Annotated in this window: 13 protein-coding genes and 1 pseudogene; 8 read left to right on the top strand and 6 right to left on the bottom strand. The window is 70.0% G+C overall.

Annotated features, from left to right (window positions below; translation table 11 throughout):
• Window positions 1–2,000, top strand: a pseudogene (locus JHN63_RS11950) (hypothetical protein); the annotation flags it as partial.
• Here JHN63_RS11950 and JHN63_RS11945 read toward each other — a convergent pair.
• The gene (locus tag JHN63_RS11945; RefSeq protein WP_200679543.1) at window positions 1,983–3,008 is read right to left on the bottom strand and encodes a LacI family DNA-binding transcriptional regulator; all 1,026 of its coding nucleotides are present in this window, start codon (window positions 3,006–3,008) and stop codon (window positions 1,983–1,985) included. The pseudogene JHN63_RS11950 and the gene JHN63_RS11945 overlap by 18 nt on opposite strands.
• Window positions 3,009–3,164: 156 nt before the next feature.
• On the opposite strand from JHN63_RS11945, the gene JHN63_RS11940 reads away from it, so the two are divergent.
• A complete protein-coding gene (locus tag JHN63_RS11940; RefSeq protein WP_200679525.1) occupies window positions 3,165–3,854 on the top strand; it encodes a TetR/AcrR family transcriptional regulator in 690 nt (229 codons plus the stop codon).
• A gap of 36 nt (window positions 3,855–3,890) precedes the next feature.
• Here JHN63_RS11940 and JHN63_RS11935 read toward each other — a convergent pair whose 3' ends face one another.
• The 3 genes from JHN63_RS11935 to JHN63_RS11925 all read right to left on the bottom strand — a co-directional run bounded on the left by JHN63_RS11935 (window position 3,891) and on the right by JHN63_RS11925 (window position 7,406).
• Complete coding sequence (locus tag JHN63_RS11935) at window positions 3,891–5,684, bottom strand: CocE/NonD family hydrolase (RefSeq protein ID WP_200679524.1); 1,794 nt, start codon at window positions 5,682–5,684, stop codon at window positions 3,891–3,893.
• A gap of 32 nt (window positions 5,685–5,716) precedes the next feature.
• Window positions 5,717–6,451: an acetate uptake transporter gene (locus JHN63_RS11930; protein ID WP_200679523.1), complete on the bottom strand. Its 735-nt coding sequence runs from the start codon at window positions 6,449–6,451 to the stop codon at window positions 5,717–5,719.
• A gap of 376 nt (window positions 6,452–6,827) precedes the next feature.
• On the bottom strand, window positions 6,828–7,406 hold the full coding sequence (locus JHN63_RS11925; protein ID WP_200679522.1) for a TetR/AcrR family transcriptional regulator C-terminal domain-containing protein: 579 nt from the start codon (window positions 7,404–7,406) through the stop codon (window positions 6,828–6,830).
• A gap of 223 nt (window positions 7,407–7,629) precedes the next feature.
• On the opposite strand from JHN63_RS11925, the gene JHN63_RS11920 reads away from it, so the two are divergent.
• Complete coding sequence (locus tag JHN63_RS11920; protein WP_200679521.1) at window positions 7,630–8,346, top strand: RNA polymerase sigma factor; 717 nt, start codon at window positions 7,630–7,632, stop codon at window positions 8,344–8,346.
• Here the strand turns inward: JHN63_RS11920 and JHN63_RS11915 are convergent.
• Together JHN63_RS11915 and JHN63_RS11910 are read right to left on the bottom strand one after the other, a co-directional pair.
• On the bottom strand, window positions 8,330–9,253 hold the full coding sequence (locus JHN63_RS11915) for an SDR family oxidoreductase (protein WP_200679520.1): 924 nt from the start codon (window positions 9,251–9,253) through the stop codon (window positions 8,330–8,332). The genes JHN63_RS11920 and JHN63_RS11915 overlap by 17 nt on opposite strands.
• 218 nt (window positions 9,254–9,471) lie before the next feature.
• The gene (locus tag JHN63_RS11910; RefSeq protein WP_200679519.1) at window positions 9,472–10,326 is read right to left on the bottom strand and encodes a chitosanase; all 855 of its coding nucleotides are present in this window, start codon (window positions 10,324–10,326) and stop codon (window positions 9,472–9,474) included.
• 348 nt (window positions 10,327–10,674) lie between these two features.
• Here JHN63_RS11910 and JHN63_RS11905 point away from each other — a divergent pair, with 348 nt between their 5' ends.
• From JHN63_RS11905 to JHN63_RS11885, 5 genes are all read left to right on the top strand, one after another.
• Window positions 10,675–11,712, top strand: a complete 1,038-nt coding sequence (locus tag JHN63_RS11905; protein ID WP_200679516.1) for a LacI family DNA-binding transcriptional regulator — start codon at window positions 10,675–10,677, stop codon at window positions 11,710–11,712.
• Between the two features lie 179 nt (window positions 11,713–11,891).
• Entirely contained in the window at window positions 11,892–13,280 is a 1,389-nt protein-coding gene (locus JHN63_RS11900; RefSeq protein ID WP_200679515.1) for an ABC transporter substrate-binding protein, read from the top strand.
• Between the two features lie 2 nt (window positions 13,281–13,282).
• Window positions 13,283–14,197, top strand: a complete 915-nt coding sequence (locus JHN63_RS11895) for a carbohydrate ABC transporter permease (RefSeq protein WP_200679512.1) — start codon at window positions 13,283–13,285, stop codon at window positions 14,195–14,197.
• Window positions 14,194–15,129 carry a carbohydrate ABC transporter permease gene (locus tag JHN63_RS11890; RefSeq protein WP_200679511.1) on the top strand — a complete coding sequence of 312 codons (936 nt, stop codon included), beginning with the start codon at window positions 14,194–14,196 and terminating at the stop codon, window positions 15,127–15,129. Before JHN63_RS11895 ends, JHN63_RS11890 begins: the two co-directional genes overlap by 4 nt.
• Window positions 15,130–15,175: 46 nt before the next feature.
• Complete coding sequence (locus tag JHN63_RS11885) at window positions 15,176–17,344, top strand: beta-galactosidase (RefSeq protein ID WP_200679510.1); 2,169 nt, start codon at window positions 15,176–15,178, stop codon at window positions 17,342–17,344.
• Window positions 17,345–17,368: the final 24 nt, after the last annotated feature.

The following is a 17,368-nucleotide window of genomic DNA, read 5'->3' as shown; positions in this document are numbered from 1 at the left end:
TCACCGTGCACGCCCCGGTCGCCGAGGCCGAGATCTGGAACCCGGCGACCGGCGCCCGCGACCCGGCCCACGTCACCGTCTCCGAGGGTCGATCGACGATCGAGGTGCCGCTGGAGGGCGCCCCCGCCGTCCTGGTCGCATGGCGCGAAGGCACCCCGCAGACACTCCGGTCGCCGTCACCAACTCCCGTGTCGGAGCGCGTGATCGACCTCTCGACCGGTTGGGAGGGCCGCCTGGTCCCCACCATGGACAACATCTGGGGCGACATGGCGCTGCCCCCGGGCTCGTCCGTCGCCGAACCACAGATCTGGACCATGGAGTGGTCCGAGACCGAGGGGCCCGACGCGAGCGGGGAACGGACTCGGGCGACCTACGGCAACCGGGTCCGCGTCCTGCCTCCAGTGCCGTCCGCGCAGGCCCCCGCTCCGCTCGACGGTCCCCATGTCCAACAGGTCCTCGCAGGCGAACTGCCTCTCACACCCGCCGAGTCGGACTGGCGCGTGTCGCTCTACTCCTCCAGCCGTGGAATCCCGGACCCGGACGGTCTGCTCGGCAACAAGGGCCTGGTGCCTGAGGAGTTCGTACGGGTCCCCGTGCCAGGACCCGGCACGGTCGCCCGGGTCCGTTCGATCGTGGAGACGGACCACCGTGGCCCCGCCGATCTGCACATCGGCGCGGCGGCCGCGAAGCGCGTGTGGTGGAACGGCGAACGGCTCGACACCGGTACCGGCTATCTCGCCACCGCCCGTGTGCGGATCGGCAGTTCACGCAACCTCCTCGAATACGAGCTGGCGGAGGCCGAGGACAGGCCGATGCTGATCTCCGGCTCTGCGGGCACGCCGTTGGGCAGCTACTTCTGTCTGACCCGTCCGGAGGGGTTCGGTACGCGTCCGCAGTTCATGTGCCTTCCCGAGGACGTACGGCCGTCCGGACGCGTGACGTATCGAGGTGGGCTGTACGGCCCTGGTCCGGCGGTACTCGTCGTGGGCGCCGCGGTGGGTGTGACCGTGCTGCTCGACGGGGTGGTCGTCGCGCGGCAGGAGAAGGTGGAGTACTACGAGTCCGACTGGGGTGCGGTGCCGATGTTCTTCCGGCATGAACTCGCCCTCGGGGAAGGCGAACACGTCCTGGAGTTGGTGGCCGACGCCGTCCATCCGCGCGAGGCGCTGTTCGTCGACTGCGTGGTGAGTGCGGAGGGCGCCGTGAACTCGCTGGTGAGCGGCGCCGGTTGGGAGGCGGAAACAGGGGATTGGCGTGGCCGTACCGTCGAACACGAGGGCCGGTGGGGGGAGTTGCAGCACTGCTACGCGGTCGTACGACCGCACCCGCTGCCCGACACCGAGTGGCTCACCGGGGCGCCGGTGCTCGGCGCCGCCGTACTGCCGCTGCGGGCCACGGACACCGTGCGCGAACGCACTCAGCGGTTCCGGTTCACCGTGCCGCCGGGCACCGAATCGCTCGACCTGCCACTGGAGTTGGCCGCGAGGGTGCGGATAGGCGACGGCACCCGGACGCGGCTCGACGGGCAGATCCTGCCCCTGGACCGGCCGCTCCCGGAGGCCACGGAGGTCGAGGTCGTCACCGCGCCCACAGCCGTGTTGCGGGGCGGCTCCGCCTGGCGCGGACCGGTACGGGTGCGAACCGTCCCGGCTCAACTGCCGTTGGGAGAGTGGAGCTTGTTGGGGCTCGGAAGCTGGAGCGGCGGTGTCGTGTACGCCCGTGAGGTGGACGTGCCGGCCGGTCCGGATCCGGTGCTGGATCTCGGGCGGGTGCGCGGCAGTGTGTCGGTCGTCGTTGACGGGGAGCGCGTCGGAGAGGCGTTCTGTCCGCCGTACCGCTTCCAACTCCCAGGCGCCGCAGGGCGGGTGGTGCGGTTGGAGGTGACGGTGAACAACACCCTGGCGCCGTATCTCGCCGAGGCCACCCCGACCGCCTGGGCCTTCCCGGCGCAGCTCGCTTCGGGGTTGATGGGTCCTGTGACGCTACGGATTCCCGGCTGACCGGGGCCGGGTGGAGTCCCGAAGGACGAGGTCGGGGGCGAACACCCGTGTCTCGTGGGCGTGTTCGGCGCGGGCCTCCACCTCGTCGAGCAGCATTCCCACGGCCGCTCTGCCGAGTTCCTCGACGGGTTGCCGGACCGTCGTCAGGGTCGTACCGACGAAGCTCGCTATGTCGAGGTCGCCGTAGCCGACGACCTGTGTCTCCTCGGGTATGCGGACCCCCCGTTCGCCCAGGCCACGGCAGAGGCCGGCGGCGAGGAAGTCGTTGGTGCAGAAGACACCGTCGGGGAGTTCGTCGAGTCCGCGGGCGATCTCCAGGCCGTAGGACACCGTCATCTCGTCGGCGACGAGCTGGCGGACCCGGGCCTCGCGGCGGGTGCGGACGGCCTGGCGGGCGCCCTGGTAGCGGTCGGCGCACTGCACGATTCCGCGCTCGCCGTTGACCACGAGGATGTCGCGCGCCCCGCAGTCGAGGAGGTGTTGTACGGCGATCCGGCCACCGGCGATGTCGTCGACCGAGACGGAACAGCCGTCCTGGGCGGGCAGTGCACGGTCGGCGAGGACCAGTGGGATGCCGCGCTCGCGCAGCCGGGTGAGCCGGGTGGGGTCGGCGCCGAGCGGCACGACCACCGCGCCCACGGCCCGCTGCTCGATCAGCATCGTGAAGTAGCCCTGCTCCCGCTCGGGGGCGTCACCGCTGTCGCAGAGCACGAGGGAGTAGCCGTGGTCGTAGGCCGCGTCCGCCGCGCCCCGGGCGATGCGCGAGTAGAACGTATTGGTCACGTCGGGCAGTACCAGGCCGATCGAGGACGAGTGCCCGGTGCGCAGCCCGGCTGCTCCCGGATGCGGCACGTAGTCCAGCGCGGCGACCGCGTCACGGACCCGCTCGGCGGTGCGGGCGTTGACCCGCTCGGGCCGGTTCAGGACGTTCGACACCGTGGACACCGAGACGCCCGCGGCGGCCGCGACATCCTGAATACGGGCGGGGCGAACCTGAATGGCGCCCACCCCCTCGCTGTGACAGCCGTGCGACCAGGCACGACGCGTTCCCATGGGCGGCGTCAGTCTACCTCGACGGTTATTGCAACGTTTTCCGCAGGGTGCCTCGGGGAGATCGAGGTCGTGGCCAAATCGGCCTGTGATCAACAGGGTTAACATGGGGTTATGGCTGAGGGTTCCGGAGTCGACGCTCCGACCGAGGGCGACCGCCCGCTGAGGCGCGATGCCGCCCTCAACCGGGAGAAGATCCTGCGGGCCGCCCGGGAGGTGTTCGGCCAGCACGGGCTGGGGGTCACGCTCGACGACGTGGCCCGGCACGCGGGGGTCGGGGTCGGGACCGTGTACCGGCGCTTCCCGGACAAGGAGACCCTGGTACGGGCCCTGTTCGAGCAGGATCTCGGGATCCGGCAGGCCTCCGCGGAGCGGGCACTCGCCCATCCCGATCCTTGGGAGGGGTTCGTGGACTTCCTGACGGAGATGGGGGCCGACCTCGCGGAGAACCGTGGCCTGAATGAGGTGATCATGCTGGGGAGCCACAGTTCCGAGCCCATGGAGACGGTGCGGGGCGGGATGCTCCCCTTCCTGGAAGCCCTGATCCAGCGGGCGCAGGAGAGCGGGGATCTGCGTGCGGAGATCACTCCCTCCGACATTCCCGTCGTCGTGCAGATGCTCAGTGCCGCCAGTCAGTTCACCCAGGGCAAGCGGCCCGATGTCTGGCACCGCTACTTCGAGATCATTCTCAACGGCATCCGTCAGCGTCCCGACAACCTGCCGCTGACGACACCGAGCCTGAGCAACGAGACGGTGGAACAGGTGATGGGTCTCGTCAGGCCCGCCTCCGCCGACGAGGTGTAGCAGGTCCGTCGTACGGACGGACCTGCCATCCGTGTGTCAGGAGGACGGTCCCCAGCTCTCGCTGCTGGGAGTGGCCGAACTCGGCGCCGTCAGAGGCAGGTTGACGAAGGACGCCGCCTGCGGGGAGCGTTCGACGGTGTAGGTGCCCCCGGCCAGGTTCGCCAGTTCCTGCGGGGTCGGGGCGACGGGGAAGTGGAAGTCGGCGGGCGGTTGGCTGTTGATGCTGATCCGGATCCGGTAACCGGCCGGGATCTTGGTGAAGTTGGACAGCAGGGAGATGTCGTAGCGGGTCGTCTGCCCGGGGACGACCGCGCGCTGTGACGCCTGGGTGAAGGGGTGGCTGGGTTTGAGCAGGGTGCCGTTGTCGCCGTACCAGCTCTCCTGGGTGTCCACCGCGCGTTGGCTGCCCAGGAGGATTCCGTCGGCCTGCTTGGTCACCGTCCCGTCCGGGGCGACGATGCTCAGCTCGGCCGACAGCTCGGTCTCCGGTGTCGTCGACTTCGCGTACAGGGTGACGTCGGTCGGACCGTCGAGCAGGGCCGCCTTGGTGAGCGGGGCGGTCGTGTACGTCAGCGTGTTGGCCGCCGTCGCCGCGCTCCAGGAGAGGGTGTCGCTGCCCTCGTCGACCGGTTTCCCGGGGGTGAGGGAGCCGTTGCCGAGGTAGTAGGTGCGGGTGTCGGAGGACAGGGGCCAAGTGGCGCTGTCGACCCAGGTGTTGGCGCCGTTCTCGAACAGGTGCAGAGGCTGCGAGGTGGTGGCCATGCCCGTGGGCGCGTTCTTGAGCCAGGTCTCGAACCACTCCAGACGGATGGCCTGGAGCGCCTCCTCGTTGACGTGTTCGCCGTGGGTCCAGGGTCCGACGATCGCCTGGTAGCGCCCGGTGACGGGGTCGTCCGAGGTGATCGGATCGGTCAACGGCCGGTGGTGGTAGGCGTTTTGGGCCGCGACATAGGCGCCGAGGTTCCCGCCGGGGAAGAGGTCGTTCCAGCCGGCCTCGGTCAGTGCCGGGATGGTGTTGCCCACGATCCGCGGCATGAGCTTCTGGACGTTCAGCGACTGCCAGTAGGCGTCGTTGTACGAGCGTGAACCACCCGTGGCCTGCTGGGCGATGGTCACCGACTGGGGGTCGGTGGCGGGGTCGTCCTCGGGTCCGCGCGGTTCGGCCTGGGCGATACCGGCGACGAAGGGGGTCGGGATGCCGCCGTTCCCGGTGAGGTCGTTGTAGAAGTCCGAGTCGGTGCAGAACGGTGTGATGACCTTCAGCGCGGAGTTCTTGCCCACGGCCGCGGCGGTGAACCACTGGTCGACCCCGAGATAGGAGCAACCGTCAAGCCCCACCTTGCCGTTGGAGCCCGAGAGCGTGTGGGCCGCCCAGTCGACGAGGTTCGCTCCGTCCTTGCCCTGCCGGTCGCCGAACCAGTCGACCTGCCCGCCGGAGTCACCGGTGCCGCGCACCGCGGAGGCCACGTAGATGTAGCCGCGCTCCACGAAGTACGCGCCGCTGTCCGTGGGGTCGGAGCGCTGCGCGCCGTAGGGGTTCTGGGTCAGGAGCACGGGGAACGGGCCCGACGCGCGTGCGCCGGTGCTCGGGTCGGTGGGGTAGACGACCTCGACGGCGATCTTCACGCCGTCGTCCATGGTGACGGTGGTGTGGACGGGCGCGCTCGCCGCGTAACTGGCGGTGGGTGGCTGCCAGTTGGTCGTGTGCGTGGGGAGTGCGGTGGCCGTCGTCTGGCCTGCGGCCACGAGGAGGAGCACCGCGGAGGCGCTGCTCAGTACGGAGACCCTGTGGGGCGGCTTGACGCGGTTTCCTGCCTTGGGCTTTTTCATGCGGCTCCTTGAAACGGGTGGCGGGTTCCGCGTCACGCAGGCTGTGCGACGGCCTGCCGGCCGCGGTTCAGGGCGAAGAGCGGGAGCACGTCGCGTCCGCGGATGTCGTTGGTCAGCTCGGCCAGGACCAGATAGAAGGCGACGGCGGCCAGCACGATCTCGACGTATCCGGCGGTGTGCAGCACCGAGTCGCTCGGCACACCCGCACTCGAAGCGCCCAGGTAGGCGGACACCAGCAGCACGATCGTCAGCGTCAGCAGGGAGAACGCGGTCACGATCACCGCGTTCGTGCCCAGGCTGGCGACGGCGAAGACCAGCGTGACGACCAGCCAGGCGATGAGGAACAGCCCCAGCGACTGCATCACGGCGTGTCCGCCCGCCGCTGCCGACGCCTCCGCCGACGCCCCGCCGGCCTTCGCCGCTGCCGCCGCGGCTCCGGCGATGTGAGGTGCCGCCCAGAACTCGATGGCGGTGTAGCCGAACCAGAACGCCCCGTACGCGGTGAGGAACGCGGCGGCGAAGGTCGCGCCGGAGGCCAACGCGAGGAAGCCCGCGACGAGTTGGACGAGGCCGCCGTAGAAGAAGGTGCCCGCCAGCAGGATCGTGCCGTCGGCCGCGTCGATGACGCCGGCGGTGTGCAGGCCCAGGATGAGCGAGCACCACGCGAATCCGGCCGCCCCGACGGCTGTCGCGTGACCGATGTGGGAGGTGGTGGTGACGGTCGGGACCGGCGGGCTCTGGGCAGCGTGAAGCGACACTTCGGCCATGGTGATCAACCCTTCTGGAATGTCGACAGCGGAGGCGCTCGGCCCGTGCCGTCTACCGAATGGTCGGTAGTTTGGGAACGGCCGTCGGGGCTGTCAAGGCGTCGAACCGAAGTGGAAAACGCCCTCGAAGGCGCCTCGCCGGCGGCTGTCGGAGGGTCGGCAGCCGTGCGAGGGCGACTTCGGGGGTGCGGTGTCAGCATGCGGATCTCGGGGATCGTCCCTGGTGGGAAGGGGTGCCCCGGGTCCCGCCCGGAGTGGCCGGGCGGGCGGCGGGTGATCGTCCGGGAGAGGTGGGTCGTAGGGCTTCCCGGGTCGAAAAAAGTGGAGATATATTCTCCATAACGAGGGCGGGGAGTCCTCGAAGCGAGGGGCGGTGCTATCGCGGGAGCTGCCCGCGGAGGCCGCCGAGGATGAGTCCGAGACCGAACTCGAAGCGGTCGTCGAAGTTGAGGATCTCCTCGACGGGGGTGGAGAACAGGTGGGGGTACGTCTCGCGCGCGCCGGGGAACGTGAGCCGGTCGCGGGCGTCGTCGGTCAGGCCCTGCTGTTCCAGGGCTTCGCCGAGGACGTAGCAGAAGACGGTCGACGTGGCCCAGAGCGCGGCGACGCCGTTGAACCCCGCGCGTCGCATGACGCCGACGAGGCGCTCCGCGAGTGTCAGGCTGTGCCGTTTCGCGGCGTAGCTGCCGCCGACGATCCGGGCGCCCTCGCGCTGTGCCAGCAGGGCTTGCCGCAACTGCCGGGCGACGAGGGTGACTTCGGCCTCCCACTGGTTCTCGGGGGTGTCCGGCAGGGCCGTGGCCGGGATCGCCTCGGCCATCTCGTCCAGGAGGGCCCGTTTGTTGCTGAACATGCGGTAGATGGCGGGCAGTTGGAGCTTGTCGGCATCCGCCGGCCGGCGCATGGTGAGGGCGTCGAGGGCGCCCTCGTCGACGATCCGGAGCGCGGCGGTCACCAGCGCTCTGGCGCGGGTCGCGGGGGACCGGCCACCCGCCTCGACGGGTGCGCGCCGGATGCCACGGCAGTTGGCCGGCGGACGCCTGACCGACGGCACCCTGCCGGAGCCGTGAACGGTGAACCGTCCTCCGGGACCGGGCGTTCCGGCCCGGAGGGCGGCTCTCGTCAGGGTGTCCCGAACAGCCGGAACCGGCAGCAGGAACCACGGCCGGAAAGGACCGATGATGGGGGACGTCGCGGGGGCGGCACACCCGGAGAACCCGCAGGACCCGAAGGACGCGGCGCTGACACGTGCCGCCCAGTCGGGCGAAGTCGCCGCGCTGGGGCTGCTGTTGGAGCGGCACCGGGCGGGGATGCGTGCCGTGGCGGTGAGCATCCTGGGGCCGGGCGCGGACGCCGACGACGTGATGCAGGACGCGGCGCTGACGGCACTGCTGCGGATCGGGGACGTACGTGACCCGGAGGCGGTCGGCGCGTGGCTGCGGATGATCGTGCGCAACGCGGGCCGGCTGGTGCTGCGGGAGGCGGTGGTGGTCCGGCCGATGGACGAACTGCCGCTGTGGTCGACGCAGTTGGGCCCGGAACAGTGCCTGGAGCGCAACGCGCTGCGCGACTGGGTATGGGAGGCGCTGGGGGAGCTGTCACCGGCGTTGCGGATGCCATTGGTGCTGCGGCACTTCGCCACCGGGGGCACCTCGTACGAACGGATCGCGGAGGTCTGCGGGGTGCCGGTCGGCACGGTGCGCAGCCGACTGAACCGCGGCCGGGCCCAGTTGGCGGCCGCCCTCGCCGCCACGGCCGACACCCGGCACGGCGATGCCGCGCAACGGGTCCGCGCCAGCCGGGTCGAGGCCCGCGAGCTGCTGGCCGCCGAGGGACGCGAGGGTCTTCGACCGAGCCCTCGCCCCACCCCGGACCGGATCAGTGCTCTGCGCTGAACTCCCCGAAGTAATGGCCCTGTTCGATGTCCGGGACCAGTGCGGGGTGCGTCGGCAGCCAGCCCGTGCGCTGCCGGGTCAGGGCGCTCGACACCGGGTTGTCGAGCGCGACGAGCGGGGCGAGGAAACCGGTGAAGTGCCGGCCCGCCTCCTCGGGGGTCAAACTGACGGCGGGGAGCCCCAGTTGACGCCCGATGGCCCCCGCGATGTCCCGGAACGGCACCCCTTCCTCGGCCACCGCGTGCAGGGGCGTACCGGCCGGGGCGGACTCCAGGGCCAGTCGGTACAGGGTCGCCGCGTCACGTCGGTGCACCGATGGCCACCGGTTCGACCCGTCGCCGACGAAGGCGGACACACCCGTCCTACGAGCGACGTCGACGAGCGTCGGGATGAATCCGCGCGCATCCCCCCGGCCGTGCACGGTCGGGGCCAGCCGTACCGAGGACGACCGCACCCCGCGCTCGCCCGCGGCGAGGACGGACAGCTCCACCCGGAGCCGTAGAGCCGTGACGGGGTTGGCAGTCGAGGGGGTCTCCTCGGTGAGGAGGTGGCCCGGTGTGCGGCCGATGACCCCCGAGGTGACCACGAAGGGCCTGCCGGTGCCCTCCAGTTCCGCGCCGATCGCCTCCACCGCGCTCAGCTCGGCCTTCGCGCGTGCGGCCGGGTCGGTGGTCTCGGAGATGTGCTGGTTCGCGGCGTAGACGACGCCGTCGGCGGCAGCGGCTCCGGCGCGCAGGCTGTCGGTATCGTCGATGGCACCGCGGTGCACGGCGACACCGGAGCGCGTCAGAATGTCGGCGGCCGAGTCCGAGCGGGCCAGGCCGAGGACCTGGTGTCCCGCGTCGAGGAGTTCGCGCACGACGGCTGAGCCGATGTAACCCGTCGCACCCGCAACGAAAACAAGCACAGTGGAGATCCCCCAGGTCGGTTCCGGTCGACCCGGCAGCAGAACGTGGCGGGCTCGTGCACCACGCTAGGAACGGGCCGTGCCGGCGTCCAACGCCTGTGTCGCATACGGCGATACGCCGCGGGCATCACCCCAGATGGCACGGCGCCGGGACCCTCGCACGGGTCCCGGCGCCGGTCTGTCCAGCCGGGCTATGCCCAACCGGGCGGCGATCCGGGTCAGTTGATGGTGTAGCTGTCCCCGTAGACCTTCCAGGTCAGCGGTGTGTTGAGGTCGAAGTTGCCGTTGCGCAGGAAGACGCGCTGTTCGGTGTCGACGCGGGTGGTGTCACTGTGGGCCTCCTCCTGCTTCATGGCCCACACGCGTGCGTCGAGGAAGGCGTTGAGGTACGTCGTCTCGTTGCCGCCCTGGGCCGGCGGCTTGGCCGAACGCAGGGCGCGGGCGCGGATGTTGCGGAAGCTGGTCGGGTCGTCGCCGTCGCCGTGCATGACGATGGCGTCGTAGTACGCGAACTGGCCCAGCACGCGCAGCCCGTCGGTCTTGCCCTGGCTGACGGCGGGGTTGAAGTACACGCGGTCGCGCTCGTCGTTCTGCGCCTGCTGGAACACCGTGTCCTTTGCCGCCGTGCGCCAGTCCTTGGGGAAGTTCGGGTCGAGTCCGGAGTGCGAGTCGGTGCCGTTGACGTTGCGCAGCGCGGGCAGGTACTTGGCGAGGACGTTGCCGGGCTTGCGGGTCGCGTAGAGCTGCACGAGGTCGAGCATGTCGCCGGTGCCGGAGCAGAAGCCGATGATGCCGGCGGTGTAGCCGCGGCCGTCGCCTATGTCCTCGATGTACTTGTACTGGGCCTTCCAGTCGAGGGAGGAGTTCTCCGCACTCGACACCAGCTTCATGGCGATCTCCTTCTTCGCCGGGTTGTCGAGGCCGATCGCCGCGGCGGCCCTGGTGGCCGCCGAGGCATGCGGAGTGCGCAGCAGGGGTGCCGCCGCGAGCGACACACCGATGAACGCGAGGAGCGTACGACGAGAGGGGCTCGTCGGCTCGGAGGTCGCGGGGTCGTGGAACGGGTGGACCACGGGGACTCCAAAGGGTGGTGGGGGGTGGGGAGTTGGTCGTGCCGTGGAACTGATAGGAAAGTTAACTATCAGAGGTTCGGCCCCGTGGGCACCCGTCCGGAGTCAAGTTCGTAGATATGAACGAGAGTCGCGTGTCTGTGCGATGGCGGTGTTCGACGGTTTGCCCGCTCTTGTCGTTCGCGGTGTTCAAGGTGTCCGGGGTCGCGCGGATGTCGTCGTATTTCGCGGATGTTGCGCGAACTCTTGACGCGCCCCGTCCCGTTGCGTAGATATGACAGCGCAGTCATGACAGCGCAGTCATACACCGGACTGGGGCTAGGATGCGGCTGCCGGAGATCGGGAGACACCATGACACCAGTGGCAGGACGCGGCGCGGGAGCCGCGCCGCGCAGCGTGGACGTCGCGCGTCTGGCGGGCGTGTCGCAGAAGACGGTGTCCCGGGTCATGAACGACGAGCCGTATGTCTCGGAAGACGTACGCCGTCGGGTCCTGGCGGCCGCCGAGGAACTCGGCTACCGCTCCAACAACGCGGCCCGCGCCCTCGCCTCCGGACGTACCCGGTCCATCGGCGTCGTGACGCTCGGCACCGCTCTCTACGGTCCCGCCTCGCTGCTCATGGGCGTCGAGCGGGCCGTCCGTGACACCGGCTACGCGCTCCGCGTGGTCAACACGATGGAGGGCGAGTCGGCGGGCATCGCTGGCGCCGTCGACTCGCTCCTCGACCAGGGCGTGGACGGCATCGTCATCTCCGAGCCGATCGACGAGGAGGGCGGCGCGCAGCTGTCCGCGCGGGTCGATGTGCCGGTCCTCGTCCTCGGGGCGCCGCCGCCCTTAGTCGCTCCGCATGTCGTGACGGGCGGAATCGTCTCCGGGCAGATGGCGCGGGCGGCCACCGAGCACCTGCTGGAACTGGGCCACACCACGGTCCATCATCTGGCCGGGCCCCAGCGCTGGTACTCGGCGCGGGACCGGCTCGACGGGTGGCGCGCCGCACTCGCCGCACACGGTCGGGTGGAGCCCCCGGTCGTGCAGGGCGACTGGTCGGCTGCGTCCGGATACGCGGCCGGGCGTGCGCTCGTCGCCGATGCCGGTGTCACCGCGGTGTTCGCCGCGAACGACGACATGGCGATCGGGCTGATGCGGGCGCTGACGGAAGCGGGACGGCGGGTTCCGGAGGACGTCAGTGTGGTCGGGTTCGACGACACGCCTGTTGCCGCCTATGTGACGCCGCCGTTGACCACGGTGCGGCAGCCGTTCGACGCGATGGCGCAGGACGGTCTGAAGCTGTTGGTGCATGCCATCGAGAACCCGCAGGCGGATCCCCTGCCGATGGCTGATCCGCCGGTCGAGCTCATTGTCCGGGCGTCCACGGCGGCGCCCCGCTAGGTGTCCTGCCGGGTCTGCGGCTCTTGGGCCGCAGACCGGTGGGGGCTGGTCGCGCCCACGTGACTGAGCCCCGGATCGAAACACCCCCGCGCCCCTGAAGGGGCGCTCACCTCACCGGAAACTTCAGCACGCCCGCTGTCGGTGTGCCGGTTCCTCGTACCCTCTCTCGGGAGTCCACCATGTCCGGAACCTTCTCCAACTCGCCCTCGTCCCTGAGTCGTCGGGGCTTTCTCGCCGCCACCGGAGCCGTCTCGCTTGCGGCCACTCTGTCCGCCTGCGGCGGCGACAACGGAGGCACCAGCGGTACCTCCGGCAAGGCGGTCAGCCAGGCCGACATCGACAAGGCGATGAAGACGCCGACCCAACTCACCTTCTGGACCTGGGTGCCGAACATCGACAAGGAGGTCGCGCTCTTCGAGAAGAAGTACCCGGCCGTCAAGGTCAAGGTCGTCAACGCCGGTCAGGGCACGCCCCAGTACACCAAGCTGCGCACCGCGCTCAAGGCGAACAGCGGCGCGCCGGACATGGTGCAGATCGAGTTCCAGGCGATCCCGACCTTCACCATCACCGACAGCCTGCTGGACCTGCGTCCCTACGGCGCCTCAGCCCTCAAGTCGACGTTCGTGGACTGGACTTGGGGCCAGGTCAGCGGCAGCAAGGGCGAGGTGTGGGCGATCCCGCAGGACACCGGGCCGATGGGCATGCTGTACCGCAAGGACATCTTCGACCAGCACGGCATCCAAGTCCCCACTACCTGGGACGAGTTCGCCGCCGCCGCCCGCAAGCTGCACAAGGCCGACCCGGACGTCTACCTCACCAACCTCGCCGCCAACCAAGTAGCCGCCTGGCACGGCCTGTTGTGGCAGGCGGGCGCCAAGCCGTACGTCACCTCCGGCAAGAGCGACATCACCGTCAGCGTCGACGACGCGGTCTCCCGGAAGCTCGGCCAGTACTGGGGCACCCTCGCCAAGGACGGCGTGATCGGCGTCGAACCGGACTTCACCGACTCCTGGTACGCGGCCCTCAACAAGGGCAAGTACGCGACCTGGCTGACCGGCGCCTGGGGGCCGGCCTTCCTCTCCGGCTCGGCGAAGGCCACCTCCGGCAAGTGGCGCGCCGCCCCGATGCCGCAGTGGGACGCCGCCAAGCCCAGCTCCGGCAACTGGGGCGGCTCGACCACCGCGGTCATCCGGTCCACCAAGAACCCCATCCAGGCAGCGGTGTTCGCCCAGTTCCTCAACAGCGACCCCACCAGCGCCAAGATGTTCGCCACCGAACAGTTCTTCTTCCCGGCGACCAAGACCCTGCTCGGCGAGGCGAGTTTCCTCGGTGACGCGCCCGCCTTCTACGGCGGCCAGAAGGTCAACCAGGTCTTCGCGGACATCAGTGCCCAGGTCGACCCCGCCTTCCAGTGGCCGCCGTTCCTCGACCGGGTGGCCACCGACTGGACCGAGACGGTCGGCAAGTCCCTCGCGGACAAGACGGACACCGTCCGCGCGCTCGGCTCCTGGCAGTCACGCATCACGACCTTCGCCAAGAGCCAGGGCTTCACCGTCAAGGGAGGCTGACCATGGCCACCACAGCAACGGCCGCGCGCACCAAGGCACCGCCCCGAAGGCGCCAGGTCGGCACCGCCGGCGTCCTGTTCATCGCCCCCTTCATGGCGCTGTTCCTGCTCCTCTTCCTCGCCCCGCTCGGCTACGCCGCCTACCTCAGCCTCTTCCAGGAGAAGCTCATCGGCGGCTCCACCTTCGTCGGCCTGGACAACTACACGACCGCCCTCAAGGACCCCCAACTCCTCAAGGGCATAGGCCGGGTGGCCCTGTTCTTCGTCATCCAGGTCCCCGTGATGCTGCTGCTCGCCCTGTTCTTCGCCCTCGCACTGGACAGCGGCCTGCTCCGCCTCGCCCGCGTGATCCGCCTGGGCATCTTCGTCCCGTACGCCGTCCCCAGCGTGATCGCGACCCTCATGTGGGGCTATCTCTACGGCCCCGACTTCGGCCCCTTCGCGCAGATCGCCCACGACCTTCATCTGCCGGCCCCGCACTTCCTCTCCGGCAGCTGGATGCTCGGCAGCCTCGCGAACATCGTGACCTGGGAGTTCGTCGGCTACAACATGATCATCCTGTACGCCGCCCTGCGCACCATCCCCGGTGAGTTGTACGAGGCCGCCGCCATGGACGGCGCCGGCGCCTGGCGCATCGCCCGGTCCATCAAACTCCCCGCGCTGCGCCCGGCGTTGACCCTCACCTTCCTGTTCTCGGTGATCGGCAGCTTCCAACTCTTCAACGAGCCGAACCTGTTGATGAAGGTCGCCCCCGACGTCATCGACAGCTCCTACACCGCCAACCTCTACGCCTACTCCGTCGCCTTCATCAGCCAGCAGACCAACTACGCGGCCACGGTGTCCTTCATCCTCGGCCTGGTCATCGTGATCGTGTCGTACGCCTTCCTGCTCACCGCGAACCGCAGGAGGAGCGTGTGACCACCGTGACGCCCACCGCCTCAACCCCCGTGCAGGCTAAGGGAGTTCCCGCCGAGGCCCGCCCCTCGCGCCGTCGGTCCGCGCGCCGGCGCAGTACGCCGCTCACCATCGCGATGCTGGCCGTCCTGGCGTACTTCCTGCTGCCGCTCTTCTGGCTGCTGATCGCCTCGACCAAGAGCACCCAGGACCTGTTCAACAGCTTCGGCCTGTGGTTCTCCCACGCGCCCCAACTCCTGTCGAACATCAAGGCCACCTTCACCCAGGACGACGGCGTGTTCGGCCGCTGGCTCCTCAACACCGTTCTCTACGCCGGAGTCAGCGCGCTCGGCGCCGCGCTGCTCGCGGCGGCGGCCGGCTACGGCTTCGCCAAGTACCGCTTCCGCGGCCACGGCGCGGCCTTCAACCTGGTGCTGGGCGCCATCATGATTCCCACCACCGCGCTGGCGATCCCCACCTACCTGCTCTTCGCCAAAGCCGGTCTGGTGAACACCCCTTGGGCCGTCATCCTGCCCTCCCTCATCAGCCCGTTCGGCCTCTACCTCATGCGGATCTACGCCGAGGACGCCGTCCCCGACAGCCTCATCGAAGCCGCCCGCATGGACGGCGCCGGAGAGTTCCGCATCTTCACCACCATCGCGCTGCGGCTCCTCGCGCCCGGCCTGGTGACGGTCGTCCTCTTCACGCTCGTCGCCACCTGGAACAATTACTTCCTGCCGCTGATCATGCTCAACGACCCGAACCTGTACCCCATCACGGTCGGGCTCTCCTCCTGGGCCGCCCAGGCGCAGAACGGCGGCGCCGGAGCCAGCAGCGACATGCTTGCCCTCGTCGTGACCGGTTCGCTGATCTCGATCATCCCGCTCGTCCTGGCCTTCCTGCTGCTCCAGCGGTACTGGCAGAGCGGCCTGGCCACCGGCGGCGTCAAGCAGTAACCCGCGTTCCCCGTACCACTTCTCGTTTCCCCGGAGGTTTCCCCCCATGGCGGCTCTGCCTGCCCGCGTCCTGTTCGGCGCCGCGTACTACCACGAGTACACGCCGGCCTACGGCTCCACCGTGCAGCCCGACGAACGGCTCAAGAGCGACCTCGACCTCATGGCCGACGCGCACTTCACCGTCATCCGGATCGGCGAGTCGGTCTGGTCGACCTGGGAACCCGAGAACGGCCGCTTCGAACTCGACTGGCTGCGACCGGTGTTGGACGGCGCCCACGAACGCGGCATCTCCGTCGTCCTCGGCACGCCCACCTATGCCGTACCGCCGTGGCTGGCGCGCCAGTACCCGGAGATCACCGGCGAGCGGCGCACCGGCGAGCGCATCGGCTGGGGCGCCCGGCAGGAAGTCGACTTCACCCACCCCGCGTTCCGCTTCCACGCCGAACGGATCATCCGCAAGATCGTCGCCCGGTACGCCGACCACCCGGCGGTCATCGGCTTCCAGGTCGACAACGAACCGGGCCTGGAACTGTTCCACAACCACGGCGTCTTCCAGCGCTTCACCGACCACCTGCGCGCCAAGTACGGCGACGTAGAGACCCTCAACCGCGAATGGGGACTGGTCTACTGGTCCCACCGCCTGTCCACCTGGGCCGACCTGTGGACGCCCGACGGCAACGCGCAGCCCCAATACGACGTCGCCTGGCGGGAGTTCCAGGCCCGCCAGGTCACCGAGTTCATCGGTTGGCAGGCCGACCTCGTCCGCGAGTACGCCCGCCCCGAGCACTTCGTCACCACCTGCATCTCCTACACCCGCCCGGCAGTTGAAGACGACGAGCTGACCGACCGCCTCGACATCGCCACCGGCAACCCCTACTACGACATGCAGGACGGCCTGCTCCTGCCCGACCCGACCCCGGACACCCACGAGCAGAAGTGGAAGACCACCGGCGTCTGGTCCCTCTACCAGACCGCCGACTGGATGTTCTCCTCCCGGCAGGAACCGTTCCTCGTCACCGAGACCAACGCCTCCTCGATCGGCTTCGCCTGGGACAACCGCCCTGCCTACGACGGCCAGTGGCGCCAGGCCGCCTGGGCCCTCGTCGGCCGCGGCGCCCGCATGATCGAGTACTGGCAGTGGCAGACCCTGCGCTTCGGCGCGGAGACCTACTGGGGCGGAGTCCTCCCGCACAGCGGGCAGCCCGGCCGCACCTACGCCGAACTCGCCGTGCTGGGCGAGGAGTTCGAGACCGTGGGGCCACTCGTCGCCGGTCTCGAACCAGACGCCGACATCACGATCGTCTACTCCACCCCCAGCAAGTGGCTGATGCAGCGGCACCCGCCCCTCGCGACCCCGGACGGTGAACCGGACCCCGCCGCCTACCACCGCATCCTCGACCCCTTCTACCGCGGCGCCTTCGACGCCGGACGCCAGGTCCGCGTCGTCCACGCCCGCCAACTGCACGACCCGCGCGGCGAACGCGCAGGCGTGGCCCCCGAGGAGGCCGCCCGCCGCCACCCCGTCCTCGTCGTGCCCGCCCTGTACCTCGCCGACGACAGCACCCTCGACTGGTTCGCCGCCTACGCGCAGGCCGGCGGCCACCTGGTCCTCGGCCCTCGCACCGGCTACGCCGACCTCGAGGCCCGCGCCCGGCACGAGCCCGCCCCCGCCCGTCTCACCGGCGCGGCGGGAGTGTCGTACGACGAATTCAGCAACCTGACGCAGCCCGTGCCCGTCCGTGCCGTGCCCGGCAGCCCTCTCCCGTTGCCGGAGTCCGCGACGGCGACGCACTGGGCGGACGGGCTGACCGTCACCGACGCCGAGGTGCTCGCGAGCTATGAGCACCCGCACTTCGGGCGCTGGCCCGCCGTGACCAGCCGCCGGCACGGGGAGGGACGGGTCACCTACGTCGGCACCGTGCCCGGCCGTGAACTCGCCCGCGCGCTGGCCGAGTGGCTGGCGCCGGCCGCCCGCAGCGGATGGGACGACCTGCCCGCGTCCGTCACGGCGACGACCGGCACCTCGCCCGACGGCCGACGGGTGCACATCGTCCACAACTGGAGCTGGGAGCCCGCCCGTTCGGCGGTCCCGGCCGATCTCGTCGACGCCCTGAACGACAGCTCCCTCCCCGTCGGCACGGTGCTGGAACTCGGCCCGTGGGACGTCCGCGTACTCGTCTCGACGGACAAGGACGCGAAGCCGGACCCGAAGTAGGACCCGAAGCAGGACACAGAGAAC

Origin of the sequence: Streptomyces sp. MBT65, assembly GCF_016612545.1 — a bacterium.
Taxonomy (GTDB): domain Bacteria; phylum Actinomycetota; class Actinomycetes; order Streptomycetales; family Streptomycetaceae; genus Streptomyces.
The sequence above is the reverse complement of the archived record's forward strand: the minus strand, read 5'-3'. Positions and strand labels throughout refer to the sequence as shown.

What these genes read in the sequence shown, in the direction of transcription:
- JHN63_RS11940 (WP_200679525.1), top strand. Translation starts at nt 3,165, where the DNA reads ATGGCTGAGGGTTCCGGAGTCGACGCTCCGACCGAGGGCGACCGCCCG.
- JHN63_RS11935 (WP_200679524.1), bottom strand. Translation starts at nt 5,684, where the DNA reads ATGAAAAAGCCCAAGGCAGGAAACCGCGTCAAGCCGCCCCACAGGGTC.
- JHN63_RS11930 (WP_200679523.1), bottom strand. Translation starts at nt 6,451, where the DNA reads ATGGCCGAAGTGTCGCTTCACGCTGCCCAGAGCCCGCCGGTCCCGACC.
- JHN63_RS11920 (WP_200679521.1), top strand. Translation starts at nt 7,630, where the DNA reads ATGATGGGGGACGTCGCGGGGGCGGCACACCCGGAGAACCCGCAGGAC.
- JHN63_RS11905 (WP_200679516.1), top strand. Translation starts at nt 10,675, where the DNA reads ATGACACCAGTGGCAGGACGCGGCGCGGGAGCCGCGCCGCGCAGCGTG.
- JHN63_RS11900 (WP_200679515.1), top strand. Translation starts at nt 11,892, where the DNA reads ATGTCCGGAACCTTCTCCAACTCGCCCTCGTCCCTGAGTCGTCGGGGC.
- JHN63_RS11895 (WP_200679512.1), top strand. Translation starts at nt 13,283, where the DNA reads ATGGCCACCACAGCAACGGCCGCGCGCACCAAGGCACCGCCCCGAAGG.
- JHN63_RS11885 (WP_200679510.1), top strand. Translation starts at nt 15,176, where the DNA reads ATGGCGGCTCTGCCTGCCCGCGTCCTGTTCGGCGCCGCGTACTACCAC.